Genomic DNA, 22085 nt, shown 5'->3' on the forward strand with positions numbered 1-22085 from the left:
GGGACCGCGATCCGGTCGGGACAGCGGTTGACACCGTTGGCTAATGGCTTTAGCTTTAACCTAAGCCTGTTAGCCACCTCGGAGGACACCATGACGGAGCACCTGACCATCGCCGGCGGCACCCTCGCCTACGACCTCTCCGGCGAGGGACCCCTCGTCGTCCTGGCCCACGGCCTCGGCGACAGCCGGCACTCCTACCGCTTCCTGGCGCCGGCCCTGGTCGCCGCCGGGTACCGGGTCGCCAACGTCGACCTGCGCGGGTGCGGTGAGTCGAGCCTCGGCTGGGACGGCTACAGCCGGACCGACATCGCCGGGGACCTGGTCGCCGTCGTGCGTCACCTCGGCGGCCCGGCCGTCATCGTCGGGCAGTCGATCAGCGGCGGCGCGGCGACCATCGCGGCTGCCACCGCGCCCGAGCTGGTCGCCGGTGTGGTCGAGCTGGCCCCGTTCACCCGCCAGCAGTCCGTGGACCTGGCCGGGCTGGCGCGCAACAAGCGCTACCGGACCGGCTACCTCCGGCTGGCGCGGGCGGCGATCGGCGGCAGCGTGCCGGCCTGGACCCGGTACCTGGACCTGGCCATCCCGGTGAAGCCCGCCGACTGGGGCCTCGAGCTGGCGCGCATCGAGGCCACGATGAAGGAGCCCGGCCGGATGAAGGTCTTCCGGGCGATGGGGACGTCGAACCCGGCTGACGCGGACGCGCAGCTGCCGCACCTCACCCGCCCGGTCCTCGTGATCGAGGGCAGCGCCGACCCCGACTGGGCCGACCCCCGCGCCGAGGGCGAGCGGATCCTCGCCGACGTGCCCGCGGGTCTCGGCGAGCTGGCCGTCATCGAGGGCGCCGGTCACTACCCTCACGTCCAGAACCCCGACGAGGTCCTCGCCCTCGCGCTGCCCTTCCTGGCCCGGACGCTGACCCGTGCCTAGAGCCGGCCTCCTCCCGGCGTCGGTCACCCTGGCCGGCGCGGAGCTGGCCGACGAGGTCGGCTTCGACCACCTCAGCATGGGACTCCTCGCCGAGCGGCTCGGGGTGAAGACCCCCTCGCTGTACAAGCACGTCGACGGTCTCGCCGACCTCTCCCACCGGATCGCCGTCCTGGCCGCCACCGAGCTGGCCGACGCTGTCCGCGACGCGACGCAGGGCCGGTCCGGCAGCGACGCCCTGGCGGCGGCGGCCCAGGCGATGCGGACCTTCGTCAAGGAGCACCCGGGGCGCTACGCGGCGGGCAACAGCGCCCGGGCCGGTGGGGCCGACGACCCCCTCGGCCCGGCTGCCGACCGGCTGCTCGACTCCCTCGCGGCCGTCGTCCGGGGCTACCAGCTCGACCCCGGGCAGAAGATCCACGCGCTGCGGATGGTGCGCAGCGTGCTGCACGGCTTCGCGACGCTGGAGGTGGCGGGCGGTTTCCAGCTGGACACCGACGTCGACGACAGCTTCACCTGGCTCGTCGCCTTCGTCGACCAGGGACTGCGGGCCGTCGCCGCCCGTTGAGCGCTGCTCGTCTCCTGGCCGGGCGCGTCGGCGTCAGGCCTCGCGGGCTCGACCATCAGCGTCCCGACAGCAGCCGCCCCAACGTCCGCTGCATCACCGCACCGAGGGGGTGCCGGCGCGGGACGTAGGAGATGACGCCACCGACGGCCTGTTCCAGGGCGAAGCCACGGGCGCGGAGCCAGCTCGCGTCGTCGACGTCGAGGCCGTCGCGGAACGCCGCGGCTCCGTCCTCGTCGAGCACGGCCCACGCCGGGTCGAGGTCCTGGGCGGGATCCCCGGCTCCCAGGCCGCCCCAGTCCAGGACAGCCCTCAGCCGCCCGCCGGCCACGAGGACGTTGCCCGGGATCAGGTCCCCGTGGAGCAGCACGGGGTCGACGTCGGCGGCGCCCTCCCGGCACTGGTCCCACAGCCGCAGCACCGCCCGGGGCGTCGACCAGCCCGTCGGACTGGTCGAGCCACCAGCGCACCCGGTCGTCGAGCGGGCGCAGCGGCCCACCCCGCTCCCCCGGTGGCCGGAGCGGCGCCTCCCCGACGGCGGTGCGGCGGAGATGCCGGACGACCGCGGCGAGGTCGTGGCCGAGCTCCGCGCCGAACCAGCCCTGCTGGTGGCGCGTCTCCCACGCGTCGAGGCCGTCGAGCCACCCGAGGACCGCCCAGCTGAACGGGTAGCGCTTGGTCGGTGTGCCGGCGTGCAGGACCTCCGGTACGGCGGCGGGGAGGTCGGCCAGGCGAGGGAGCCAGTCGAGCTCCACTGCCGCTCGGCCAGGTCGGCGGGAGCCGGCCACGTCCCGGCGACCAGGGGCCGGACCGGGTGGCCGTCGACCGTCGCCGCAGCGACGTCCATGGCGACGAACCTCGACCAGCCGGTCGGCCATCACGACGACGTGGATCCCTCCCGGTCCACCGCACCCGGTCGCGCTTCGACGACGTCGGGACGAGGCGGGAGGAACACCCAGTGGCGGTAGAGGAGGAAGTTCCACAGGGTCGACACGGCGACGACCGCCGCCTTGGCCACCAGGTACCGGTCGCCCACGTGGCCGGCGGAGGTCACCACCGCGAGGGTGATCACGTAGTTGGCCAGGACCAGCGAGCCGTAGCGCACGGCGTGCTGCGTCCACCCCCGCGAGCCCCCGGAGGACATCACGGTCCGGTTGAGCACGAAGTTCACCACCACGGCGGTGCAGAAGGCCACCGTGGTGGCGACGCCGAGCGGAACACCCAGGGACTCGTGGAGCAGGGCGAGCAGTCCGATGTCGACGACGACGGTGAGACCGCCGACGACCAGGTAGGAGAACAGCTGACGGTGCAGCCGCGGCCTGGGGGCCGACGGCGACCGGCTGGCCGCGGGTCGGGAGCGCGTCTCCGACTCAGACATGTCCCTCCCCGTGGCGGTGGTCCCGGCTCTGGCGTGCGCGACCAGGTCCCGGCCCCGCGGCCGGACGTGCCCACCGACACCCGCGCCGCGGGCCCACCGGCCCGGCCTCGACGGTCTCACGCCCCGGTCGGCACATAGAGGTCGAAGAGTCCGACGTCCGTCATCTGGTAGTGGTCCCGCGGCATCCGCATGTACGGGACCTGACCGTCCTGGTACACGAAGGCGATCTCCGAGGGGTCGGCCGCGTTGACGGTCGCGTTCTCCTCGTCGAAGCGGACGGGTAGGTGGACCGCGGCCTGGAGGCGACCCGCGGCGAGGTAGTCGACCAGGTACGCGCCCCAGTAGTCGCCGGCGATGTAGCGGATGTCCCGGGACTCCAGCTCGCTGACGATCTGCTTGGCGTCGGTGTCGGGATCGGTCCACTCCCAGCCGGCCTGCTGGTGGACGACGGGAACGCAGAGCAGGAGCGCCCAGGCCGTCGGCACGGTGACCACCAGCCACGGCGAGTCACGGATGCGCTCGGGGACCAGCAGCAGCCACGCCCCCAAGCCCATCAGGAGCTCCGGCAGGAACGGCAGGGCGTACCGCCCGTCCGCGATGTTGCTGAGCGGGGGGAAGAGCGCGAGGACCGGGAACGCCAGGAACCCGGCGACCAGGATCGGCAGGGCCTGCCGGCCCTGGCGGACCACCAGCAGCACCATCCCCACCATCGAGCCGACGATCAGCAGGGCCGCGACGCCGACCGCCACCGCGTCGGGGCCGACCCAGGCCCCACCCAGCTCGTTGCGCAGGCCGAAGGCCCGCGGGAGCAGCTCGACGACGAACCTGGCCACGCGCTCGCTGTAGCTGGCCTCGACCACCGGCGTGGCCGATTCCGGCCAGCCGTGCTGCGCCATGTACACCAACCAGGGGCTGACTCCGAGCACGCCGCCGGCGGCGAGCGGGAGCCACCACCGGCGCAGCGCCCCCCGTCGGTACAGGGTCGGCGCGATCAGCGCCAGCAGCGCGACCGTGCCGAAGATCGGGTGACTCCACAGCGCGAACCCCGCGGCGAACCCGGCGAAGCCCGCCGTCCGGGCCAGGCGTCGATCCGTGCGCATAGCGTGGCACGCCAGCGCCAGCGCGGCGATCAGCGCGACGTACCCGCTCGTGTAGCCCATGTAGGGCCGCAGGAACAAGATCGTCACCGCGCCGGAGGTGGTCCACCCGACCAGCGCCAGGGCCGCGGCGGGCACCCGACCGAGCATCGGCCGCGCCAGCCGGAACAGCGCGTACCCGGCCACCGCGGACAGCGCGGTCGGCACGATCCGCAGCGGCCACACCCCGCCCCAGAAGGCCAGGAACGGTGCGATGAGGTAGGTCTCGGTGGTCGAGCCGTAGTCGTTCCCGGCCACGATGAGGCGGAACCTCCCGTGCAGGACCTCGTAGGCCTGCAGGCCGGTGACGCCCTCGTCAGCGTTCGCCGTGACCAGCGACGTGTGCACCAGCCACAGCCTGATCAGCACCCCGATCGCCACCGCCGGGAGGCACGCGAGCAGGAGTGCACGGCTCGACACCCCGGCTCGGCGATCCGACTCGGGGTCGGGGATCACCGACATCCACTGGTCCTTCGGTAGTGTGCGACCGCATCAGGCTAACCGCCCCGACGCCTGCCGGAGTCCCGACAGTCGACCACGACCCGACAAATTGGTTGAGGAGTAGCCAGGTGGCAGACCGTGCACCAGCCGCAGGTTCACCGCCGCCCGCCGACGACGAGGTCTCCGCCTACTTCCGCACGCGGCTCGCGCCGAACCCCCATCGCGCTGCGGTCTGGCACCACCTCTGCGCCTACCTGCAGCGCTGGATCCCCGGCGACGCCGACGTCTTGGAGCTGGGCGCCGGGTGGTGCGACTTCGCGAACACCGTCACGGCCCGCCGGGTGGTGGCCATGGACCTGGACCCCACCGTGCGGAGCGCCGCGGCCGAGCACGTCCAGGCCGAGGTGGGTGACTGCACCGATCTGTCGCGGTTCGACTCCGGCTCGTTCGACGTGGTGTTCGCCTCCAACCTGCTCGAGCACCTGGAGCGGCCGGCGACCGCCCTCCTGCTCGCCGAGTCGGCCCGGGTGCTGCGGCCGGACGGGATCCTCATGCTGCTGCAGCCGAACTTCCGGCTGAACCCCGGTGGCTATTTCGACGACTACACCCATGTCGCCATCTACACCGACCGATCACTGGCGGACTACCTGCGCTCCGAGGGCTGGCGCATCGCCCGGGTGTTCCCACGCTTCCTGCCGCTGACGCTGAACAGCAGAGGATCGGCGCTGACCTTCCTCGTGCCCTGGTACCTGCGCTCGCCCCTCAAGCCCCTGGCCGGTCAGATGCTCCTGGTCGCCACTCCCGAGTCCGGCCATGTGGAACGGTAGGACCGTGTCGGTGGTGCTGCCGACCTACAACGAGAAGGACAGCATCGCGGAGACCATCCGGGCTTTCGACAAGCTCGGCATCGTCGACGACATCCTGGTGGTCAACAACAACGCGGCGGAGGGGACCTCCGACGAGGTCGCCATGACCACGGCCCGCGAGGTGCTGGAGCCCCGGCAGGGCTACGGCGCAGCGATCCGTCGCGGTCTCGCTGAGGTCGACACGGACCTGATCTGCATCTGCGAGCCCGACGGCACCTTCGACCCGAGGGATCTGACGAAGCTGCTGCCCTTCACCGAGGACTGCGACTTCGTCGTCGGGTCGCGCACGGTGTCCAACTTCATCTGGGACGGCGCCAACATGGGCCGGTTCCTCCAGTGGGGCAACTGGGCCGTCGCCAAGACCATCGAGGTGCTCTTCAACACGTCCTACCTCAGCGACGTCGGCTGCACCTTCCGGGTCGTCTCCCGCGACCTGGTCCCCGGCCTGCTGCGCGATTCGCGCGTCCACGGTTCGGCCTTCGGGCTCGAGATGTTGATGCTCGCGCTCATGGCGCGGGACACCGTCGTCCAGGTCCCGGTGAACTACCACCCGCGGGTCGGCACGTCGGCCGTCACGGGAGACACCCGGACCGCCATCCGCCTCGGCCTGCAGATGCTCCGCATGGTGCTCGCGATGCGCGTCCGTCCCCCGCGCCGCCCCCAGCGATCCCTGGGCCGGCGCAACCAGGACCAGGCTGAGCGGCAGCAAGCGCTGTGGAACCCGTCGGGTCCCTCCAGTGACGGGTCGCTCGGTCGCTAGCACGAGGGCGCCGCCCACGCGGGCCGATGGCGTCAGCCGTCAATCGCTGAGAGGCAGGACGTCGAGGTCGAGTGCGGGCCCGCCACCCAGCCCCCGACGGACGCGTCGCTCTTGGGGAGGTTTCTGCGTAGGCCCCGTGGGACTCGAACCCACAACCCGCGGAATTGGTCGGGGTCATCTGGCACTACTTGTCGATAGCTCGCGCTGCGCGGCATCACCCCTAGTCACAGGGGCAAAACTGGCCCTCAAACCGCCTTCGGACCTGTGGACTATAACTAAAATTATGCATTTTTTCTTGTGGGTAACCCGTGGTTCTTGGGCTATTCTAGGGAATTGGGACGACCGAGTTTGGACCTTGGCACCGCGGGTGCTGTCCGGGTCTACAAGACCTCGAGTGGCTACCGGGCGATGACGCGGTACCGAGACTGGGACGGCAAGGTTCGACAGATCGAGCGCCACGCAGCCACCAAGGGTGCGGCCACCCGGATCCTCACGCTCGCGATCCGCAACCGCGCCACCGGTTCGAGGGGACCCGCCTCACGGCGGAGACCAAGATCTCCGGGTTGGCCCAGATGTGGTTCGACCAGGCCCGCGAGAGCGACTTCAGCCCGGGCACACTCCACCTCTACCGCGACTGCCTCGACCGCCAGATCCTTCCCGCGATGGCCGACCTCCGCATACGCGAGCTCACCACCGGCCTCGTCGACCGCCACCTCGCCGTGGTCCGGAGAAAGCACGGGTCAGCAATGGCCAAGACCACCAAGAGCGTGCTGTCCAACATGTGCCGTCTGGCGTGCCGTCACGACGCCCTCGCCCACAACCCCTGCCGTGATGTCGCCCGCATCTCCGCCAAGCCCCGCAAGCGGCCCACCGCCCTCACCGTCGAGGAGGTCAGACGGCTGACCCTCTGGCTGTCCCAAGACCCACGCTCGGTGGCACGGGACCTGCCGGACCTGGTGTCCTTCCTCCTCGCCACCGGACTGCGGATCGGCGAAGCCCTGGCCGTGCGCTGGTCCGACATCGATCTCGAGGCCGGCACCGTCGACATCCACGGAACCGTCCTTCGGCTCCGGCAGGGCGGGCTCATCATCAAGCCGTCAACGAAGTCCGCGGCCGGCCAGCGGATTTTGGAGCTGCCGTCCTGGGCGATCGCGATGCTCCGCCAACGGCAACTAGCAGCCAACCCGTCGACCGACGCTGACACCTTCGTCGCGTTCCCCGCCCCCGTCGCCGGCGGTCTCCGGGATCCGAACAACACGCTGCAGATGATGCGGGAATCCTTCAGGACCGCCGGGTTCGACGGCTCACCAGCCACAGTTCCGCAAGACTGTGGCCACCCTGATAGATGGTGCCGGACTGTCGGCTCGAGCCGCCGCCGACCAGCTCGGGCACCCGAAGACGTCACTGCCGGCCGACGTCTACATGGGGCGCAAGAAGCGGGCCACCGGGGCGGCTGCAGTCCTGGAGAAGCTCTTCGAGGCCCACGCGCCGAGTTAGCGAAACTCCCCAGTAGTAGAAGGGTCGGCACGAGACCTGCGGCACACCGGCAGTCTTGACGCCAGGACCCCCACGGCGTGATCATGCCGAGGAGTCCCTAGTGGCCCTTTGATGACTCGGTCGGCTCCGCCACCCCTTGGCGCACGCCCGATTCCGTCGAGCGCCCCCGGTACGGCTTCTCACTGCACCGATCTCCAGAGCCGGACGTCGCCACATCGACAGGAATAGGGCGTTCCGGGAACCGCGCGCGAGGTAGCGGCGTGGCCGAGGATGACCCTGAGGAGCAATTGCGGGGTCGAACGACTCGACGTCTCCGCGGGAGGGTTAGTCAGCTAGCCACTCACAGCGTCGCGGGTTCCACCAGAGGCTTCCGTAGGTAGACATACCAGCCGGCAGCTGCGGCGGGTTCGTCGCTGAAGATCACCTTGTTGACGTTGCCGCGTGTGTTGGCCACTACCCGCCAGGGCGCGTCCACGCCGTTGGTTCTCGCGTGCTCGAGGTAGGCGGCTACAGCGCTGCGCTTGGTGTCCACGTTGAGGACAGCCGTTTGGTCGCCGAGGTCGATGGCGATGGCTGGGCGGCCACCGAAAGGGCCGACGTCTCCGACGGTCGCAGCGTCACTCTCGTCGTACCAGCGGCGCAGTGCTTCTGTGAGCTGCTCTTTGCCCACTACTCTCAGGACGCGCGGCAGGTGGCCTGAAGCATCGACTTCAAGCCGGCCGTCGCTCGTTCCCGGCTCAAGGTCGCGCACCACGACGGGCGCGGCGAGGGGCGCAATAGCTGCGGCCAAACGCTCCTTGAACTCGTTCGACACTCCCCGCCCCGCCTGGAGGTTGGTCGACCAGCCGACAAATCTGACGCCGTCATCACCTTGACCCTGCAGGAGGGTGCAGGTCCTGAGGCCGAGTGGGAGTGTGCCAATCTCTTGCCAGCGCACGATCCCTATCCGCTGCAACTGGTCGATCACGGTCCTGCCGTTAGCCAGGACGAGGCGGACGTTCGACCTGGCAAGGAGCAGTTCCAGGTGCGGGCGGCCCTCCTGGAGCAGAGCTTCCTTGTCTGCCCTGTCCGCCAGCTTGCCCCAGACGGGGTCGGTCGCCCATTGGACGAGGTCCAGGTGGCAAGCGGTCCCGTCCCCGTAGCCGCCACCGACCGCAGCGGTCAGGAGCTTGTCAAGGGGCTTGAACCACTTGCAGTAGTGATTCCGGTCTTCGTCGAAGTAGCGGTTGCAGTCCTCGACGACCTGGCGCGCCTGCTCATGGGTCAGAGTCTGCCCGGGAGCCGCTCCGAGAGACTCGAGCGTGGCGAGCCGTCGCTTCGGCCCTCGGAGCCAACCGCCGTCGTCGAACTCGCGCCGGCTGGGGTTGATCCCGATGGTCGCGACCTCCGCGGTCAGCGGGTCACCGAAGGAGATGACCGGCGTGGAGCCCTGTACGAACGCGTCGACCGGAGGCGGTGTGCGCTTTGCCATGTCGATCTGCCACTGCTCGATGCGCATCAGGCGGCCCGCCCGATGCTCGCGCCGGCGCGTCGCCCCACCCGCGCTCCAATGCCCATCATGTGAAGCATCTCTACCTCGTTCTTCGAGTAAGTGTCTGTCGGGACAAAGGCCTGGTCGCAGAAGAGAACTCGCCAGCTGATGTGGCGTTCGCCCAGCCTGGCGGCCGGGGCCGCCCTCTTCAGGGCTGCGTGCCTCAGCAGTTGAGGTAAGTGACGGGGTTGGCTGCGCCCTTGGTGAACAGGTGGGAGACGTCGCTCCCGACGAGGTGCAGCAGGTCTGGGGCGGGTGCGCCGTCGAATCCCCACCTGGGCTTGCCCGGGAGGTCGTCCTGCCAGTCACGGTCGCCCTCTTGTCGTGGCCGCCAACTGTGGATTTGGTAGACGCCTCGGACGGTGCCGCGGGCGACGGCGATGGCATACTCGCACTGCTCGCGTTTCGGTCCGATCAGCCACCACCCGCGGACGGTGTCGTAGACCTCGTCCAGGTCCATCTCCGGGTGCCACTTCTTGCCGATCCGCAGAACGACGGCTGGACGGTCAATCAGGTCAGTCATGTGTGCCTCCGATGGAGTAGGGGGGTGATCGGGTGCGGCTGAGGTCGCAGGTTAGAGAGCGGCTTGCTCAGGACGCAAGGACGTGGAGACGGTGTTTCAGCACGACGCCTGCTTCGTGCAGGAGCCAGTCGAGGAAGTCGTCGTTACACAGCGCCCAGGGCGACCGCCGTTCGCGGATCAGCGCGACCGCGTCCTGCGGGTCGTGTCCGTCGAGCATGAGGACGAGGGCGGTCACAGGCCGGAGCGGTTGAGCCCGGCCTGGCAGCGGAACACGACCCGGTTACCCGCGGACCAGCGTTGCCAGGCCCACTCGGCGGCGCGGACGACCCGGTCCAGATCGACGCCGACGAGGCTGCCGTCCCCGAAGCCGTAGCGCAGCTCCTTCACCTCCCCGTCTACCGGCTGCGCCCATGCGTAGAGGGTGACCACAGCGTCGTACGGGGACGGTTCGCCGGTCGCGCAGCGGTGCAGCGCGGGAACGGAGATGACGGCGTCGTCGGCGGTGCCGCCCGCGAACAGCCCGGGCAGAATCTCCGACCCTGCAGGCCGGCAGCTCGTCGGCCTTCACCCAGCGGGGGGCCGCCAGCCCGGCTGGCATCGACGAGCCGTTCATGCCCAGGGCCGGGTGCGGCCGCGGGTGCGGGACTTGTAGGAGGCGTCGGCCGAGCTCAGCTTGGCGGCGTGGGCCAGGTCACCGGAAGCGGCCTGCTGCTGCAGCTCCGTCAGCACCGCGAGCTCGTCCTGCAGCTCCGCGGCCATCGCCGCCGGTGCGGCGGCGCAGGCGTCCTGCAGCGCCGACCGGGCGGCGCGCAGCGACCGGCGCGCGGACTTGGAGTCCCCGGCGGACAGGGCGGTGGACGCCTCCCGCTTCGCCCGCTGCGCCTGCTGGAACGCCAGCTCCGTCCGCACGACCGGGTCCGGGATGCGGCCGGCGGCCTGGTCACCGGGTACGACGTTCACGTGCAACGGCACGGTCACCGTGTGCTGCTCCAGCGCGGGCAGCGCCACAAAGGTGAACTCCAGGGTGGCGATCTCGGCCAGCCCCAGCGCGGGGATTCCCGGGACGTCGAAGGTGAGAACCAGCTTGCGGGACTCTCCGGAGCAGAAGGAGCCGAGCTCGACCAGCACCCCTTCCGGCACCACCACCGACGGAAGCTCGTTCACCACGCGCACCCCCCGGACGTGCGGCGACATCCGCACCAGCAGCGACCCGGCCTGCGCGGCCAGCGACAGCAAGCCGTCCACCTCACCGGCGACCAGCGTGACCGCGTCGTCGGCGTTCTCGGCGAAGTGCTCGTTGCCCGCTCCCCCGGCCGCGATCGCCGACAGCAGCCGCTCGTCGAACCCCAGCCCCATCCCGAGCGTGGTCGTGGTGATGCCGTCGGCGTGGGCCTTCCGAGCGACGTCGCCGAGCTGGGTCGGGTCGCACACCCCCGCGTTGGCGTGCCCGTCACTGACCAGCAGCAGCGTCGCGCCGTCCCGGCCGGCGACCCGGCGCGCCTCCTGCAGACCGCGGAAGTACCCGGCGGACAGGTCGGTGGACCCGCCGTCGTCGATGGCGGCGATTGCCTGCCTCACCGCCAGCTTGTCGACGAGCGGACCGGCCGGCACCACCACCTGGACGTGGTCGTCGAAGGCCACCAGGCCGAACCGGTCCCGCGGGTCGAGCCGGTCGACCAGCGCCAGCAGCGCCGTCTTCGCAGCCTCGATTCGATCGCCGGCCATAGAACCGCTGCGGTCCAGGACCACCACCAATGTGGCCGGGGACCGGGTGATGTTTGTGGGCAGCTGGGGTGCGGTGAGCTCCACCAGCACCGAGACGTGATCTTCGGTCTCATGGGCGACAACGTCCAGATCGAGGTGGGTGTTGAGGTGCATCAGGTCCTCCCTTGCGCAGTCGGAGAGCCCTCTGCCACTCCGTGCTACGCTACGAGCATAACACCACGAGCATAATGCTGCAAGCAAAAGGAGCAGAGATGTCCTCGTCGCCGACTGGCAGCGGCAAGACCGGCAGTCCGGTGCTGGCGAAGCTCATCCGGGACCGTCGCCATCAGCTCGGGATGAGCCGCCAGGACCTGGCCGAGGTCACCGGCGTCCCATACTCGACCATCGCGCAGATCGAGACCGCCTACCGCGGCGTCTCCCCCAGCCGGCTCGGCGTCATCGCCCGCGCTCTTCAGCTCGACCCCGCAGATCTGTACGACGTCCTCGCCAGCGAACCCACACCGACCTCTACCAGAGCCGAGGGAACCCGGCCGAGGCAAGCAGCCGGCAGAGACGACGACTCCTGGCACACCAACCCGGCGTACCTGGCAGCCACCAGAGCACGTGAAGCTGCAGCCCCGTCCGGCCCACCTGCAGTCACGGTGCTGCCAGAACCTGACATCGTCAGCCGCGCGGTCGAACTGCTGTCACAGCTACCTGCCGGGCGACGGCTCGAAGCACTCGGGAAGGTCCAAGCTCGGCTGCTGTCAGACCTCGTTCAACACGAAGCGCAGCGGATCACGCATCCGGACTACCAGTAGGAATCGTCAAGGACGGTACAGCCGGATGAGCAGCTGGGGCGGCCGATCACTGGCCGTGATGACTGTGGCGGGATGGCGCCCGTACGACGGTGAGATGTCACCCACTATCAGCCGGTGCGGACCGCCGCGATCGGGCGAGCCGACCGAGTCGGCGGACGCTCTAGGCGAGGATGTAGCGCATGCCTGGCCACCTTTTCGTCCTCCGCGGCGACCTCACCCGCCTCGCCTGCGACGCGGTGGTCCTCTCCTGCGATGACCGCCTCAACATCAACCCGGTCTGGAAGCCCCTGTTGCCGCCGGGCCTCGCGCCCGGCGATATGGATTGGCTGCGCCTCGACGACGACCGGGTCGGCGACAACGTCATCCGACTTCCCCAGGTCGACAAGCGCCGCGTCTACGCCGCCATCACGACGCCCACCAACTCAGACGTCACCCCAGGGGCGGTTGCCCAGCGGATCGTTGACGGCATCCGAGCTGCAGCGAGCGGCCTCCAAGCTCAAGACGGCCGGCACCTGCCGCTCATCGCCGTACCGCTCGTTGGCACCGGCACCGGCGGCCTGCGGGATAGGCGTGGCGAGGTGATCGAGGCGCTACTCCCCGCGCTCCGGAGCGCCGCCCAGGGCTCCGACATTGCACTCTTACTCTGGAATCGACCTGATCTCGCAGCAGTTCAGCACCGCCGCACCGACGGCGCCGACTGGACCGAACTCCCCCCATCACTGCGGCTAGCCGCCGATCGCCTAGGTGAACGCGCGGCGAATGGCCAGCTGTCGCTGTTCATCGGGGCCGGGGTATCCAGGCCGGTTGGCTTGCCGGACTGGTGGAGTCTGCTCAAGGACCTGGCCCGTGAAGCCAACCTGGCGGTGGACTGGACAGCGTCGGCTGACCCGGTGGAGGTCGCCACTCCGATCGTCGCCGAGCTCGGTGACCGCTTCCACGACGCGGTTCGCGAACGGCTCGGAAGTTCCAAGCATGGGATCGGTCACGGCCTGCTGGCCGGACTCGCGGTCCGGCAAATGGTGACCACCAACTTCGACCCGTGCATGGAACTGGCTCTCGATGCCGAGTCCACCGGAGAGTATCGAGTCCTCACCCGCCGCATCTCAGACGCCAGCATGCCGTGGCTGCTCAAGCTCCACGGCGATATCAACCTCCCTGGGTCCCTCGTCCTCGACGGCGCGCAGTACCAGACACATGCCGAGGAGTACGCAGCACTGCACGGCGTCGTGCAGAGCCTCCTGCTGACTAGCCACCTCCTCTTCGTCGGCTTCAGCCTGACGGACCGAAACTTCCTGAAGATGGCCGCTGCAGTCGCCCGGGTACGCCGCGACGCCGTGGTCGAGGAGGGGTCACCCCTTCCACCGGCCGGGACCGCGCTCGCCCTCACTCAACACGACAGGCAGGACAACGACCTGGACTCCCAACTGGAGCTCCTCAGCATGACCGACGCCGCTGACCCCGGGGCGGCCGCACGCATCCTGGAGATCTTCTTAGACCGGCTCGCCTGGACAGCCGCGAGGAACCGCAACCTATCCGCGGAGTACCTCCTTGACGAGAGATACGCCACTGGGCTGAACGCGGACGACCGCGCACTGCGTGACGCGCTGCACGCCTTCGAAGACGGGGTCCCCGCCTCCGCACGGCAGAGTGCTGGATGGCCGCGGGTCGAGGAAACCCTGCTAGCTCTTGGCGGCACACGGATAGCCAGGCCTGGTCCCGATCCCGGCGCGGCTCCAGACCAGCGCTAATCGCGCGACGAACGCGGTGCCGCCAACCCCGACCAGGTCGGCACTTGGCGGAAGTTGACGATCCACAGCCGGTTCGGCGCGGTGTCGAAGGCGCGCTCGACCAGGTCCGGTCCTACGAAGTCGAGCGGGCGTGCCTCTGGCGGAGGAGCCTGGGGTTCCAGCCACGGTCCGGCTGTCCATAGACCTGCAGAAGCCTGCCTACGAATGGGCCATGGGTTGCGACAAGTCTGCCCCTTCACTTCGCGACTTGCCGTAGTGTCTTCCTGGCTCGTTCCGGTTGAACTGCGACCCGCCATGGGGATCATCGCAGCGCTCCAGGTTGATGCTTCGGAGGTACGACATGTGGGAGCTTTCCCGAGCGATGAAGGACCTGCGCCCTCCACAAGATGTAGTCACATGCCTTCACGCTGGTGACCTGGTCATCATAAGCGCGCTCAACGACGAGGAGCTGGGCGACGCCGGATTGTCGGCAGAAATCGTTCGGTCTGCTATCAATGGGGCACCGTTCTGCAGGCCCCGAAGTCGCGCCGCCTTAGCAGAGATCTGGACCACTAGCAGATCCGGCGATACCGCCTGGATATCACTGATGCAACCACTGTTGCCGCATGACCCATACTGGCGATCAATTGTTGGTGCCCACTGGGCACTTTACAACGCCTACTTCAACGAACAGTATTTGGATACGGGCAAGGTTGGAACCCGGGCCAACACCTTGTTGGAGATCACGGACGCCGGCGCCACCGTAAGCGATCACCAAGTCTTGTTCACTGAGCTCGCCGAGAGCATTGCAGCCGGGAAGTTATCAGCTTTCCAGCACGGCGCCATATTCGGGTCCATGCTGGTAGCAGGTGGTGTAGTGGGCTTCTTCACCGCAGGCGCAGGCGCGTCGCTCGTCGGGCGGGCGGGCGGCTGGGTCGAAGGGTCGTTGGAAAACGTCGACGATTGGGTCTCAGAACTCGCTCTTCGATATCTCCTAGCGTCGATCATCGAGGAACATGACCGGAAGCGCCACCTAGGCGTCGCGAAGACGATCCATGAGGAAGCGCAGGCTATCGGGCGCTCCGATCCGAACCCCCGTGGCAGTAAGCAGTTCCGAATGCTGATGGGAGCATATGCCAAGATGTTGGAGGGCATGGCACCCGATACTGCGGACACCACGCAGACCATCCCCGACGTAGTTGGGCTTCGACTGGGTGACGCGAAAGCGATGTTGCGGACAGCAGGATTTGTCACAATAGTGCAGTTTGACGCTGCGCCACCGGCAGAGGGCCCGCGCTCGGCCTGGTCGGAATCGCGATGGAATGTGCGAGGGCAATGGCCATCGCCCGGAGTGGCCTGCGATCCGAGCTCAACGATCAGACTGGCCTACAGTCGTCCTGAGGAACGCGTGCGCCAACAGGATATGGACAGGAGACTTCGGGAAGGGAATTGAAGCGGGCGACTTAGCGGACGGCCCTGATGGCGTCCGATTTTCTGGTGGCAGTGAGCCACAACGAGCCGCTAACCACCACCTGACGCCTATCCGAAGGAGTCAGCCAAAGCCGGGACAGACCCGCGTACCGTTCCTGGGCCAGCGTCCTACCGCGCCAGCAGGAATCGAGTCGTCGTGCCGTCTGTCAACGTCGCCGCGCTTGTAGGTGCGCTTGCCCTGATAAGGCTCGGCACCATGCTCGATCCTCTCAATGGCGAGCAGGTCCCAAAGGCCAGAACCAACTCAACCAGCGATCCGGTGGTGACCACCCGAGCACCTCGAGTCCTTTCGGATTCACGGGGCTGATGGACGGCGCCGGACTATCAGCACGAGTGGCCGCCGACCAGCTCGGGCACTCTAAGACATCGCTGACGGCCGACGTCTACATGGGACGAAAGAAACGGGCAACCGGGCGGCTGCGGTTCTAGAGAAGCTCTTCGAGGCAGACATTGCGCATTGATTCAAGCTTTCGGACAGCAGGACCAGTGGGCTTGTCGCTCAACGCCTACCTGTTTGCTGAGTAATTCCCTCAAGCGGCGGCCAGTCGCCTGCTGCTAGCCCGCAGCCCGCACCCGGGAACCAGGGGGCCAATGGCTGCAATCACCAACGGCAGTCCGCTAACCCATCTACTGGAGGATTACGTGAAGGGAACGCCTGCGAGCACCGGGGAGTCCGCCGCGGCTTCGAGACTGTCTCGGTCGCCGAGGTGTTCTCCGCCGGTGAACCATCGTCATGCGGACGCGCCCAGTAGGCCGACCGTCGCACGGGACCAGACCGTTCCCGGGACGCGCGCAGGCGATCCTTCGGGTGCGTGACTGATGAGCGAGGCTACCGGCCGCTCGGAGCCGCGGAAGAGTCGTTCAAGAGTCAGCGTGATCCGGGGAGTTCGACTCAGAATCAGCGCCCGGCGCTGCGGTATCGCGATTGCGCTGGAACAGGCCTCCAACCGCACCTGCGACGCCAGCCGCTGCGCCCTTGATCGCCACACCAGCTTGCTCGGCGGCGGCCGCAGCCCGGGGCTGGTCTGGGAGGCCGTCACCATCGACGTCAACCGCACGTAGAACCCCATTAGCACGATCGAACGTTTGTGCACCGAGCCGCTTGGCGGCACCAGCGCCCTCCGCGGTGCCTACGCGGAGCTTGTCGAGGATCTCGCCGGCGGCTTGGCCCCAGCCCTTCGCATCAGCAGCATTGTTGTCGTCCTCGATACCGAGTCGACCACGAAGGCTGTGCACTTCCGCCGCGACCTGGTTGCTCGACTTGACGGCTGCTGGAGAGTCGAATGGATTGAGCAGCACTCTTGCGTTCGCTCTCTGCACCGTCTCATCCATCTGCGTGAGCAGCGCGGCGGTGCTGCGTCCAATCCGTTCGAGGCGCTTCTGCCTTGCTTTCGCCAGTCCGAGCCGGTGGCTTTCAAGTTCCTCTGGCGAAGAGTCCAACACCCGGTCAAGTTCGAGAACGGACACACCATCCTGGAGCTGAAAGGTGCGGGCGAGCACCGCCAGCCACTCACGGACCTTCGGTTCCGCTTCCCTCGTCGCGCGTGCGATGTCTCCGAGGTCCGCCTTCTTATGGAGCTTCTCGGCGATCGCGTCCAGCTCGCGAAGCACATACGCCTGGGTTCGGGCGATGGTCTGGGAGGTGGCCTGCACCTTCGACCACGTCACCTCGGAGACGCGCCCGACCTCGTCCCGCACGATGAGCGCGTCCTCGATGGTCAAGTCCACGCCGATCATGTCGGCGAGCACCGCGTCCTTCTGGCCGCGGAGAATGTCGTCGACCTTCTCGTTGATGAGCTCCAGGTACTCGACGATCTCGTCCATCTGCTGCTGCATCGCGCGCTGCTGCATCATCGTGGACAGCGCGGTGAGCGCGAAAGGACCGCTCAACAGCATCGACGGGGCCTGCGCGATCTGAAGCCATTGTTTGACGTCGCCCGGCTGCCCAATCATCGCGTGGCTCACGCCAGGCGTCTTCGTCGCCATGAGCCCATACCTGCGAACTGCTTCGGCGGACTCAGCGGTGAGTTTGACCCATCGTCCGGAGTTCGCTGCGAGGTCGGCCCCGATCTGGACAGCGGCACCTGCAGTACCGGAGGCCGACCATAGTTTGTGGAGGTCGAGATCCTTTGATGGCACCTTGTCGAGCCCGGAGTGGAGAAAGAACCGTTCGACATCGCTGGTATTGCCAATGATCGCGACACCGTCGCCGTCGCTGACCATCTCGATCTCGCTACCCATTAAGTTCTCCTCTTGCCCGCGGTTGCTCTTCACCCCGTGGGGCGTCTCTTGCTCAAACTGTAACCGGCGGCAGGGACATCGAGGCGTGCCGAGTGTGATCCGAGGCGGACCGCAGCCGCGCGGCGAGCTTTGGCACCTCCGCCGGAGCGATCATGTCTGCGAGGTCGTCGGCGGTGGCGGCGGATTCTTCTTGCTGCTCGCAGCATGGGTGAAGGACTCGACGACCGATGGCGGCGGCGCTTGAGCAGGTCTCCACCTGCCGGTGAATGGTGCCGCCCGATAGTCACCACCAGGAAGGCCGGCTGGCCCTCCGGAACGCACCCAGGAGCCCGCACCCGCGATGGCGCTGCCTCTCGCTCGCCCAGCGTTCCAGCCCTCTCACCATCAAGACCGATCTGCCAAACACCTAGTGCACCGCCGGTCGTACCACCGGCGTCTCGTGACCACCCGCTACGTTCCCCCGCCTTCAGGAGGTTGTGACGATGAGCATCCACAAGCTGACGGCCGGTTCGGGGTATGACTACCTGACCCGACACGTGGCCGGGCTGGACGCCACCCACAAGGGCCACGTCGGCCTCGCGTCGTACTACACCGAGCGGGGCGAGACACCCGGGGTGTGGGGCAGGCTCCGGCATGGTCGGGATCGACGGCCTGGACGCCGGGGACGTCGTGACGGCGGAGCAGATGCGGTCCCTCTTCGGTAAGGGCCGACACCCACTGGCCGGTCGACTCGCCGAGCTCGCCGGGTCGCCGGCACTCCCGCTCGTGCCGGCGATGGGTCTGACATTCAGCACCGGCGTGGTCGAGATAACGCCGTTCCAGCGTGAGGTCGCCGCCCGGTTCGCGGCGGCCAAGCTGGCGGCCGGGGGACTGGCCGAATACTAGATCAGAGCGGATGAGCGGGCGCGGATCCGGTCCGAGGTGGCCCGGGAGTTCTTCCGTGTCGAGCATGGACGGGATCGGCCGATGCGCGCGAGCTGTCCGGGATGCTCGCGAAGCTGTCGCGGCCGCGTTCCACCACGGTCGCCGGCTACGACCTCACCTTCTCCCCCGTCAAGTCAGTGTCGACTCTGTGGGCGGTCGCCGAGCCGAAGACCGCCGCCCAGATCGAGGAGGCCCACCACGCGGCAGTGGCGGACGCGTTGCGGTTCCTCGAGCAGCGCGCCCTGTTCAGCCGCGAGGGCAAGGGTGGGGTGAGGCAGGTCGACGTCCGGGGTCTGGTGGCGGCGGCGTTCACTCACCGGGACAGCCGGGCCGGCGACCCGGACCTGCACACCCATGTGGCGGTCGCGAACAAGGTGCAGACCCACAGCGGGAAGTGGCTGTCAATCGACGGCCGGGTGCTGTTCAAGGCCAAGGTGACGGCGTCGGAGACCTACAACACCGCCCTCGAACACCACCTCACCGACCGGCTCGGCGTCCAGTTCGGCGAACGACGTGGCCAGGACCCGCGGAAGCGGCGGGTCCGGGAGATCGTCGGCGTCGACCCCGCGCTCAACGAGCGGTGGTCGGCCCGCCGGAAGGTGATCGTGGTCCGGCAGGGGGAGCTCGCCGGCCGATTCCAGCAGGACCACGGCCGACCCCCCACGCCGGTGGAGGCGCTGCAGCTGGCGCAGCAGGCCACCTTGGAAACCCGGGACGCGAAGCACGAACCGCGCAGCCTAGCCGAGCAGCGCGCGACGTGGCACGCCGAAGCCGTCGACGTGCTCGGCGGCGGGACGCAGCTGCGCGACATGCTCCACGCCGCCCTGCAGCCTCCGAGGGTCGCTGGCCCGACGGTAACCGCGGCCTGGGTCGCGGCGACCTCACGACAGATCGTGGCGACGGTGGAGGAGCACCGACCGACGTGGCAGACCTGGCATCTGCGCGCCGAAGCCCTTCGACAGGTCCGCGGCACCGACCTGCCCCTGGGTCAGGTCGAGCGGGTCGTCGAGCTCCTGGTGGACCAGGCTGTGCAGCGCTGCGTCCCCCTGACACCACCGGACGACGGCCTCACCGAACCCGCGGCGCTGCGGCGGGCGGACGGCTCGTCGGTTTACACCGTGGCCGGCGCCGACCTCTACACCTCCACCCGCATCCTCACCGCTGAGCAACGGCTTATCTCGACCGCCGGTCACAACGACGGCTGGACGGTCGACCCTGCCTCGGTCGAGCTCGCGCTGCTCGAGACGGCCGCCAACGGCGTGCAGCTCGACGCCGGGCAGGTGAGTCTGGTGCGGTCGATGGTCACGTCCGGGTCGCGGCTGCAGCTGGCCATCGCCCCCGCTGGGGCGGGGAAGACGACCGCCCTCCATACCCTGACCCGGGCTTGGACCGAAGCCGGCGGTGAGGTGATCGGCCTCGCCCCCTCCGCAGTGGCGGCCGCCCAGTTGGGCGAGCAGACCGGCGCCCCTGCCGACACCCTCGCCAAGCTCACCTGGACTCTCGACCACCAGCAGCCGCTTCCCGACTGGGCTGCGGGTGTCGGCCCTCGGACGCTGGTGCTGGTCGACGAGGCCGGGATGGCCGACACCCTCACCCTCGATACCGCCGTCGCGTTCATCGTCGAACGAGGTGGGAGTGTGCGGCTGGTCGGCGACGACGCCCAGCTCAGTGCCATCGGCGCCGGCGGCGTACTCCACGACGTCCAAGCCGTCCACGGCGTGGTGCGGCTGACTGAGCTGCACCGGTTCGCCGACCCCATCGAGGCTGCCGTCACCCTCGCCCTCCGAGACGGACAGCCAGCAGCGTTGGGCTTCTATCTCGACCGGCACCGGATCCACGTCGGCGACCCGACCACCATCACCGAGCAGGTGTTCACCGCCTGGCAGGTCGACCGCGGCCAAAGTCTGGATGCGCTGATGCTTGCGCCGACCCGGGACCAGGTCGCCGATCTCAACTTCCGCGCGCGCACCCACCGCCTGCGCGGCACCATCCCTGGCTGGGAGGTCCGGCTGGCCGACGGGAACCTGGCCAGCGTCGGCGACACCGTGATCACCCGCTCCAACCAACGACAACTGCGCACCACCGCCGACGACTGGGTGAAGAACGGCGACCGCTGGACCGTCCAACACGTCAGCGCCGCCGGTGGGCTGCAGGTGAAGCACCTCCGCACCGGCCGCACCACCGCCCTGCCCGCCGGCTACGTCCACAACTCGGTCGAGCTGGGCTACGCCACCACCATCCACGGCGCCCAAGGTGTCACCGCCGACACGATGCACGGCGTCATCACCGGCGACGCGTCCCGCCAGCAGCTGTACACAATGCTGACCCGCGGGCGGACCGCCAACCACGTCTACCTGCCCGTCGTCGGCGACGGCGACCCTCACACCGCTATCCATCCGGACACCATCTATCCCAGAACAGCGACCGACCTGCTCGAGCAGATCCTGGCCCGCGACGACACCCCCACCTCCGCCAGCACCTTGCAACGCCATCAGCAGGATGCCGCTCTCCGGCTCGGCGACGCAGCCGACCGCTACCTCGATGCTCTTCACGTCGCCGCCGAACAAGTCGCCGGAGCCGACACCCTCACCGCCCTTGACCACACCGCCGAACAAGTCGCCGCAGGACTTACTCACGAGCCGGCCTGGCCAACCCTCCGCGCCAACCTCATATTCAACTCGGCAGAAGGGGTAAATCCGAGTGAAGCACTGAGAGCCGCAGCAGCAACGCGCGAACTCGACACCGCCAACGACCGAGCCGCTGTCCTCGACTTCCGGTGCGAGAGCGACAGCTATGCACCAGGCGGACCGCTGCCGTGGCTGCCCGCCGTCCCCAAGGGACTCAGTGATGACGCTGAGTGGGGTCCATACCTGAAGGCACGATCACAGCTAGTCACCGACCTCGCCGACCGCATTCGCCTTGACACGGCACACCGCCGACCAGCGTGGGCAGCCGACCACCCCAACTTGACCGCAAACGCGTTGGTCGCCGACGTGGAGGTGTGGCGGGCGGCAAACCGGGTCGACGGCAGCGACGGTCGCGCTACCGGAGCCCCCGTAACGAACGGCCCGGGCCACACTTGGCAGGCGCAGCTCGAACGGCGTCTCGCCGCCGACACCACAGAAGGACGCGCGGCGCTGCTTCAGCTCATCACCGACCTTGCCCCCAGCACCGCCCACGACCGCCAAGCGCCTCTGGTGGCTGCGCGAGTCGCGAGCCTGGTGGCGGCCGGACTCGACGGTCGGCAGTTGCTGAAGCAAGCGACAGGAGGAGGGCCGCTGCCCGACGACCATCCGGCCTCAGCCCTCTGGTGGCGAGTCGTCGACCAGCTACCAGGATCAGCGAGCCAGCCACAAGAACTCACCTCGCCGCCACGGACGTCGCGCCGAGTAGCAGCCCGTCCCGCGGCCAGGGCCGCCTCCCCCCAACACCGGCTCACCGTCTCCCGGCCGCCGTGGTCTCCCGAAAGGTGAAGCGGTATATAAGGCTGACTTCCTGACTCCGGCGCGCGCCGAGCCAGCCGGACCGCGTCCGGCCGCTGCTATCCAGCCAGGAG

Annotated in this window: 19 protein-coding genes; 10 read left to right on the forward strand and 9 right to left on the reverse strand. The window is 68.7% G+C overall.

The window, feature by feature from the left end; all coding sequences use genetic code 11:
- Positions 1-90 precede the first annotated feature (90 nt).
- Together BLT72_RS19180 and BLT72_RS19185 are read left to right on the forward strand one after the other, a co-directional pair.
- Positions 91-927 (forward strand): alpha/beta fold hydrolase, encoded by an 837-nt coding sequence (locus BLT72_RS19180; protein WP_091414911.1) that lies wholly within the window; start codon positions 91-93, stop codon positions 925-927.
- On the forward strand, positions 920-1492 hold the full coding sequence (locus tag BLT72_RS19185; RefSeq protein ID WP_091414913.1) for a TetR/AcrR family transcriptional regulator: 573 nt from the start codon (positions 920-922) through the stop codon (positions 1490-1492). The genes BLT72_RS19180 and BLT72_RS19185 overlap by 8 nt, the downstream gene beginning before the upstream one ends.
- A gap of 55 nt (positions 1493-1547) precedes the next feature.
- Here the strand turns inward: BLT72_RS19185 and BLT72_RS22380 are convergent, their stop codons facing one another.
- The 3 genes from BLT72_RS22380 to BLT72_RS19200 form a co-directional block, all read right to left on the reverse strand.
- Complete coding sequence (locus BLT72_RS22380) at positions 1548-1910, reverse strand: phosphotransferase (protein WP_157720569.1); 363 nt, start codon at positions 1908-1910, stop codon at positions 1548-1550.
- Between the two features lie 456 nt (positions 1911-2366).
- Entirely contained in the window at positions 2367-2867 is a 501-nt protein-coding gene (locus BLT72_RS19195; protein WP_091414917.1) for a GtrA family protein, read from the reverse strand.
- A gap of 116 nt (positions 2868-2983) precedes the next feature.
- Positions 2984-4465, reverse strand: coding sequence for a hypothetical protein (locus BLT72_RS19200; RefSeq protein ID WP_091414919.1), 1482 nt, complete (start codon positions 4463-4465; stop codon positions 2984-2986).
- A 107-nt stretch (positions 4466-4572) separates the two neighbouring features.
- Between BLT72_RS19200 and BLT72_RS19205 the strand changes: the two genes are divergently transcribed.
- The 3 genes from BLT72_RS19205 (at position 4573) to BLT72_RS19215 (ending at position 7626) form a co-directional block, all read left to right on the forward strand.
- Positions 4573-5271, forward strand: a complete 699-nt coding sequence (locus tag BLT72_RS19205; RefSeq protein WP_091414921.1) for a class I SAM-dependent methyltransferase — start codon at positions 4573-4575, stop codon at positions 5269-5271.
- 10 nt (positions 5272-5281) lie between these two features.
- Complete coding sequence (locus tag BLT72_RS19210) at positions 5282-6070, forward strand: glycosyltransferase family 2 protein (RefSeq protein ID WP_231930165.1); 789 nt, start codon at positions 5282-5284, stop codon at positions 6068-6070.
- A 572-nt stretch (positions 6071-6642) separates the two neighbouring features.
- Positions 6643-7626: a site-specific integrase gene (locus BLT72_RS19215; RefSeq protein WP_197677099.1), complete on the forward strand. Its 984-nt coding sequence runs from the start codon at positions 6643-6645 to the stop codon at positions 7624-7626.
- Between the two features lie 281 nt (positions 7627-7907).
- Here the strand turns inward: BLT72_RS19215 and BLT72_RS19220 are convergent, their stop codons facing one another.
- From BLT72_RS19220 to BLT72_RS19235, 5 genes are all read right to left on the reverse strand, one after another.
- Positions 7908-9065, reverse strand: a complete 1158-nt coding sequence (locus tag BLT72_RS19220) for a hypothetical protein (RefSeq protein ID WP_091414926.1) — start codon at positions 9063-9065, stop codon at positions 7908-7910.
- Positions 9066-9261: 196 nt separating this feature from the next.
- Positions 9262-9621 (reverse strand): hypothetical protein, encoded by a 360-nt coding sequence (locus BLT72_RS19225; protein ID WP_091414928.1) that lies wholly within the window; start codon positions 9619-9621, stop codon positions 9262-9264.
- A gap of 67 nt (positions 9622-9688) precedes the next feature.
- Positions 9689-9856, reverse strand: coding sequence for a protein-tyrosine phosphatase family protein (locus BLT72_RS22385; protein ID WP_157720570.1), 168 nt, complete (start codon positions 9854-9856; stop codon positions 9689-9691).
- Positions 9853-10008: a hypothetical protein gene (locus tag BLT72_RS19230; protein ID WP_157720571.1), complete on the reverse strand. Its 156-nt coding sequence runs from the start codon at positions 10006-10008 to the stop codon at positions 9853-9855. The genes BLT72_RS22385 and BLT72_RS19230 overlap by 4 nt, the downstream gene beginning before the upstream one ends.
- A gap of 222 nt (positions 10009-10230) precedes the next feature.
- The gene (locus BLT72_RS19235) at positions 10231-11499 is read right to left on the reverse strand and encodes a vWA domain-containing protein (RefSeq protein ID WP_091414931.1); all 1269 of its coding nucleotides are present in this window, start codon (positions 11497-11499) and stop codon (positions 10231-10233) included.
- Between the two features lie 98 nt (positions 11500-11597).
- On the opposite strand from BLT72_RS19235, the gene BLT72_RS19240 reads away from it, so the two are divergent.
- From BLT72_RS19240 to BLT72_RS22390, 3 genes are all read left to right on the forward strand, one after another.
- Positions 11598-12146 (forward strand): helix-turn-helix domain-containing protein, encoded by a 549-nt coding sequence (locus BLT72_RS19240; RefSeq protein ID WP_157720572.1) that lies wholly within the window; start codon positions 11598-11600, stop codon positions 12144-12146.
- A gap of 179 nt (positions 12147-12325) precedes the next feature.
- Positions 12326-13894 carry an SIR2 family protein gene (locus tag BLT72_RS19245; RefSeq protein ID WP_091414935.1) on the forward strand — a complete coding sequence of 523 codons (1569 nt, stop codon included), beginning with the start codon at positions 12326-12328 and terminating at the stop codon, positions 13892-13894.
- A 361-nt stretch (positions 13895-14255) separates the two neighbouring features.
- On the forward strand, positions 14256-15326 hold the full coding sequence (locus tag BLT72_RS22390) for a PASTA domain-containing protein (protein ID WP_157720573.1): 1071 nt from the start codon (positions 14256-14258) through the stop codon (positions 15324-15326).
- Positions 15327-16225: 899 nt separating this feature from the next.
- Here BLT72_RS22390 and BLT72_RS19250 read toward each other — a convergent pair.
- Positions 16226-17605, reverse strand: a complete 1380-nt coding sequence (locus BLT72_RS19250; protein ID WP_197677100.1) for a hypothetical protein — start codon at positions 17603-17605, stop codon at positions 16226-16228.
- Between the two features lie 633 nt (positions 17606-18238).
- Between BLT72_RS19250 and BLT72_RS19255 the strand changes: the two genes are divergently transcribed.
- Both BLT72_RS19255 and mobF read left to right on the forward strand, forming a co-directional pair.
- The gene (locus BLT72_RS19255; protein ID WP_091414936.1) at positions 18239-18490 is read left to right on the forward strand and encodes a hypothetical protein; all 252 of its coding nucleotides are present in this window, start codon (positions 18239-18241) and stop codon (positions 18488-18490) included.
- A 101-nt stretch (positions 18491-18591) separates the two neighbouring features.
- Positions 18592-22002 carry a MobF family relaxase gene (gene mobF / locus BLT72_RS19260; protein ID WP_091414938.1) on the forward strand — a complete coding sequence of 1137 codons (3411 nt, stop codon included), beginning with the start codon at positions 18592-18594 and terminating at the stop codon, positions 22000-22002.
- The last annotated feature ends 83 nt before the right edge of the window (positions 22003-22085 follow it).

Source organism: Friedmanniella luteola (genome assembly GCF_900105065.1).
Lineage (GTDB): Bacteria > Actinomycetota > Actinomycetes > Propionibacteriales > Propionibacteriaceae > Microlunatus > Microlunatus luteolus.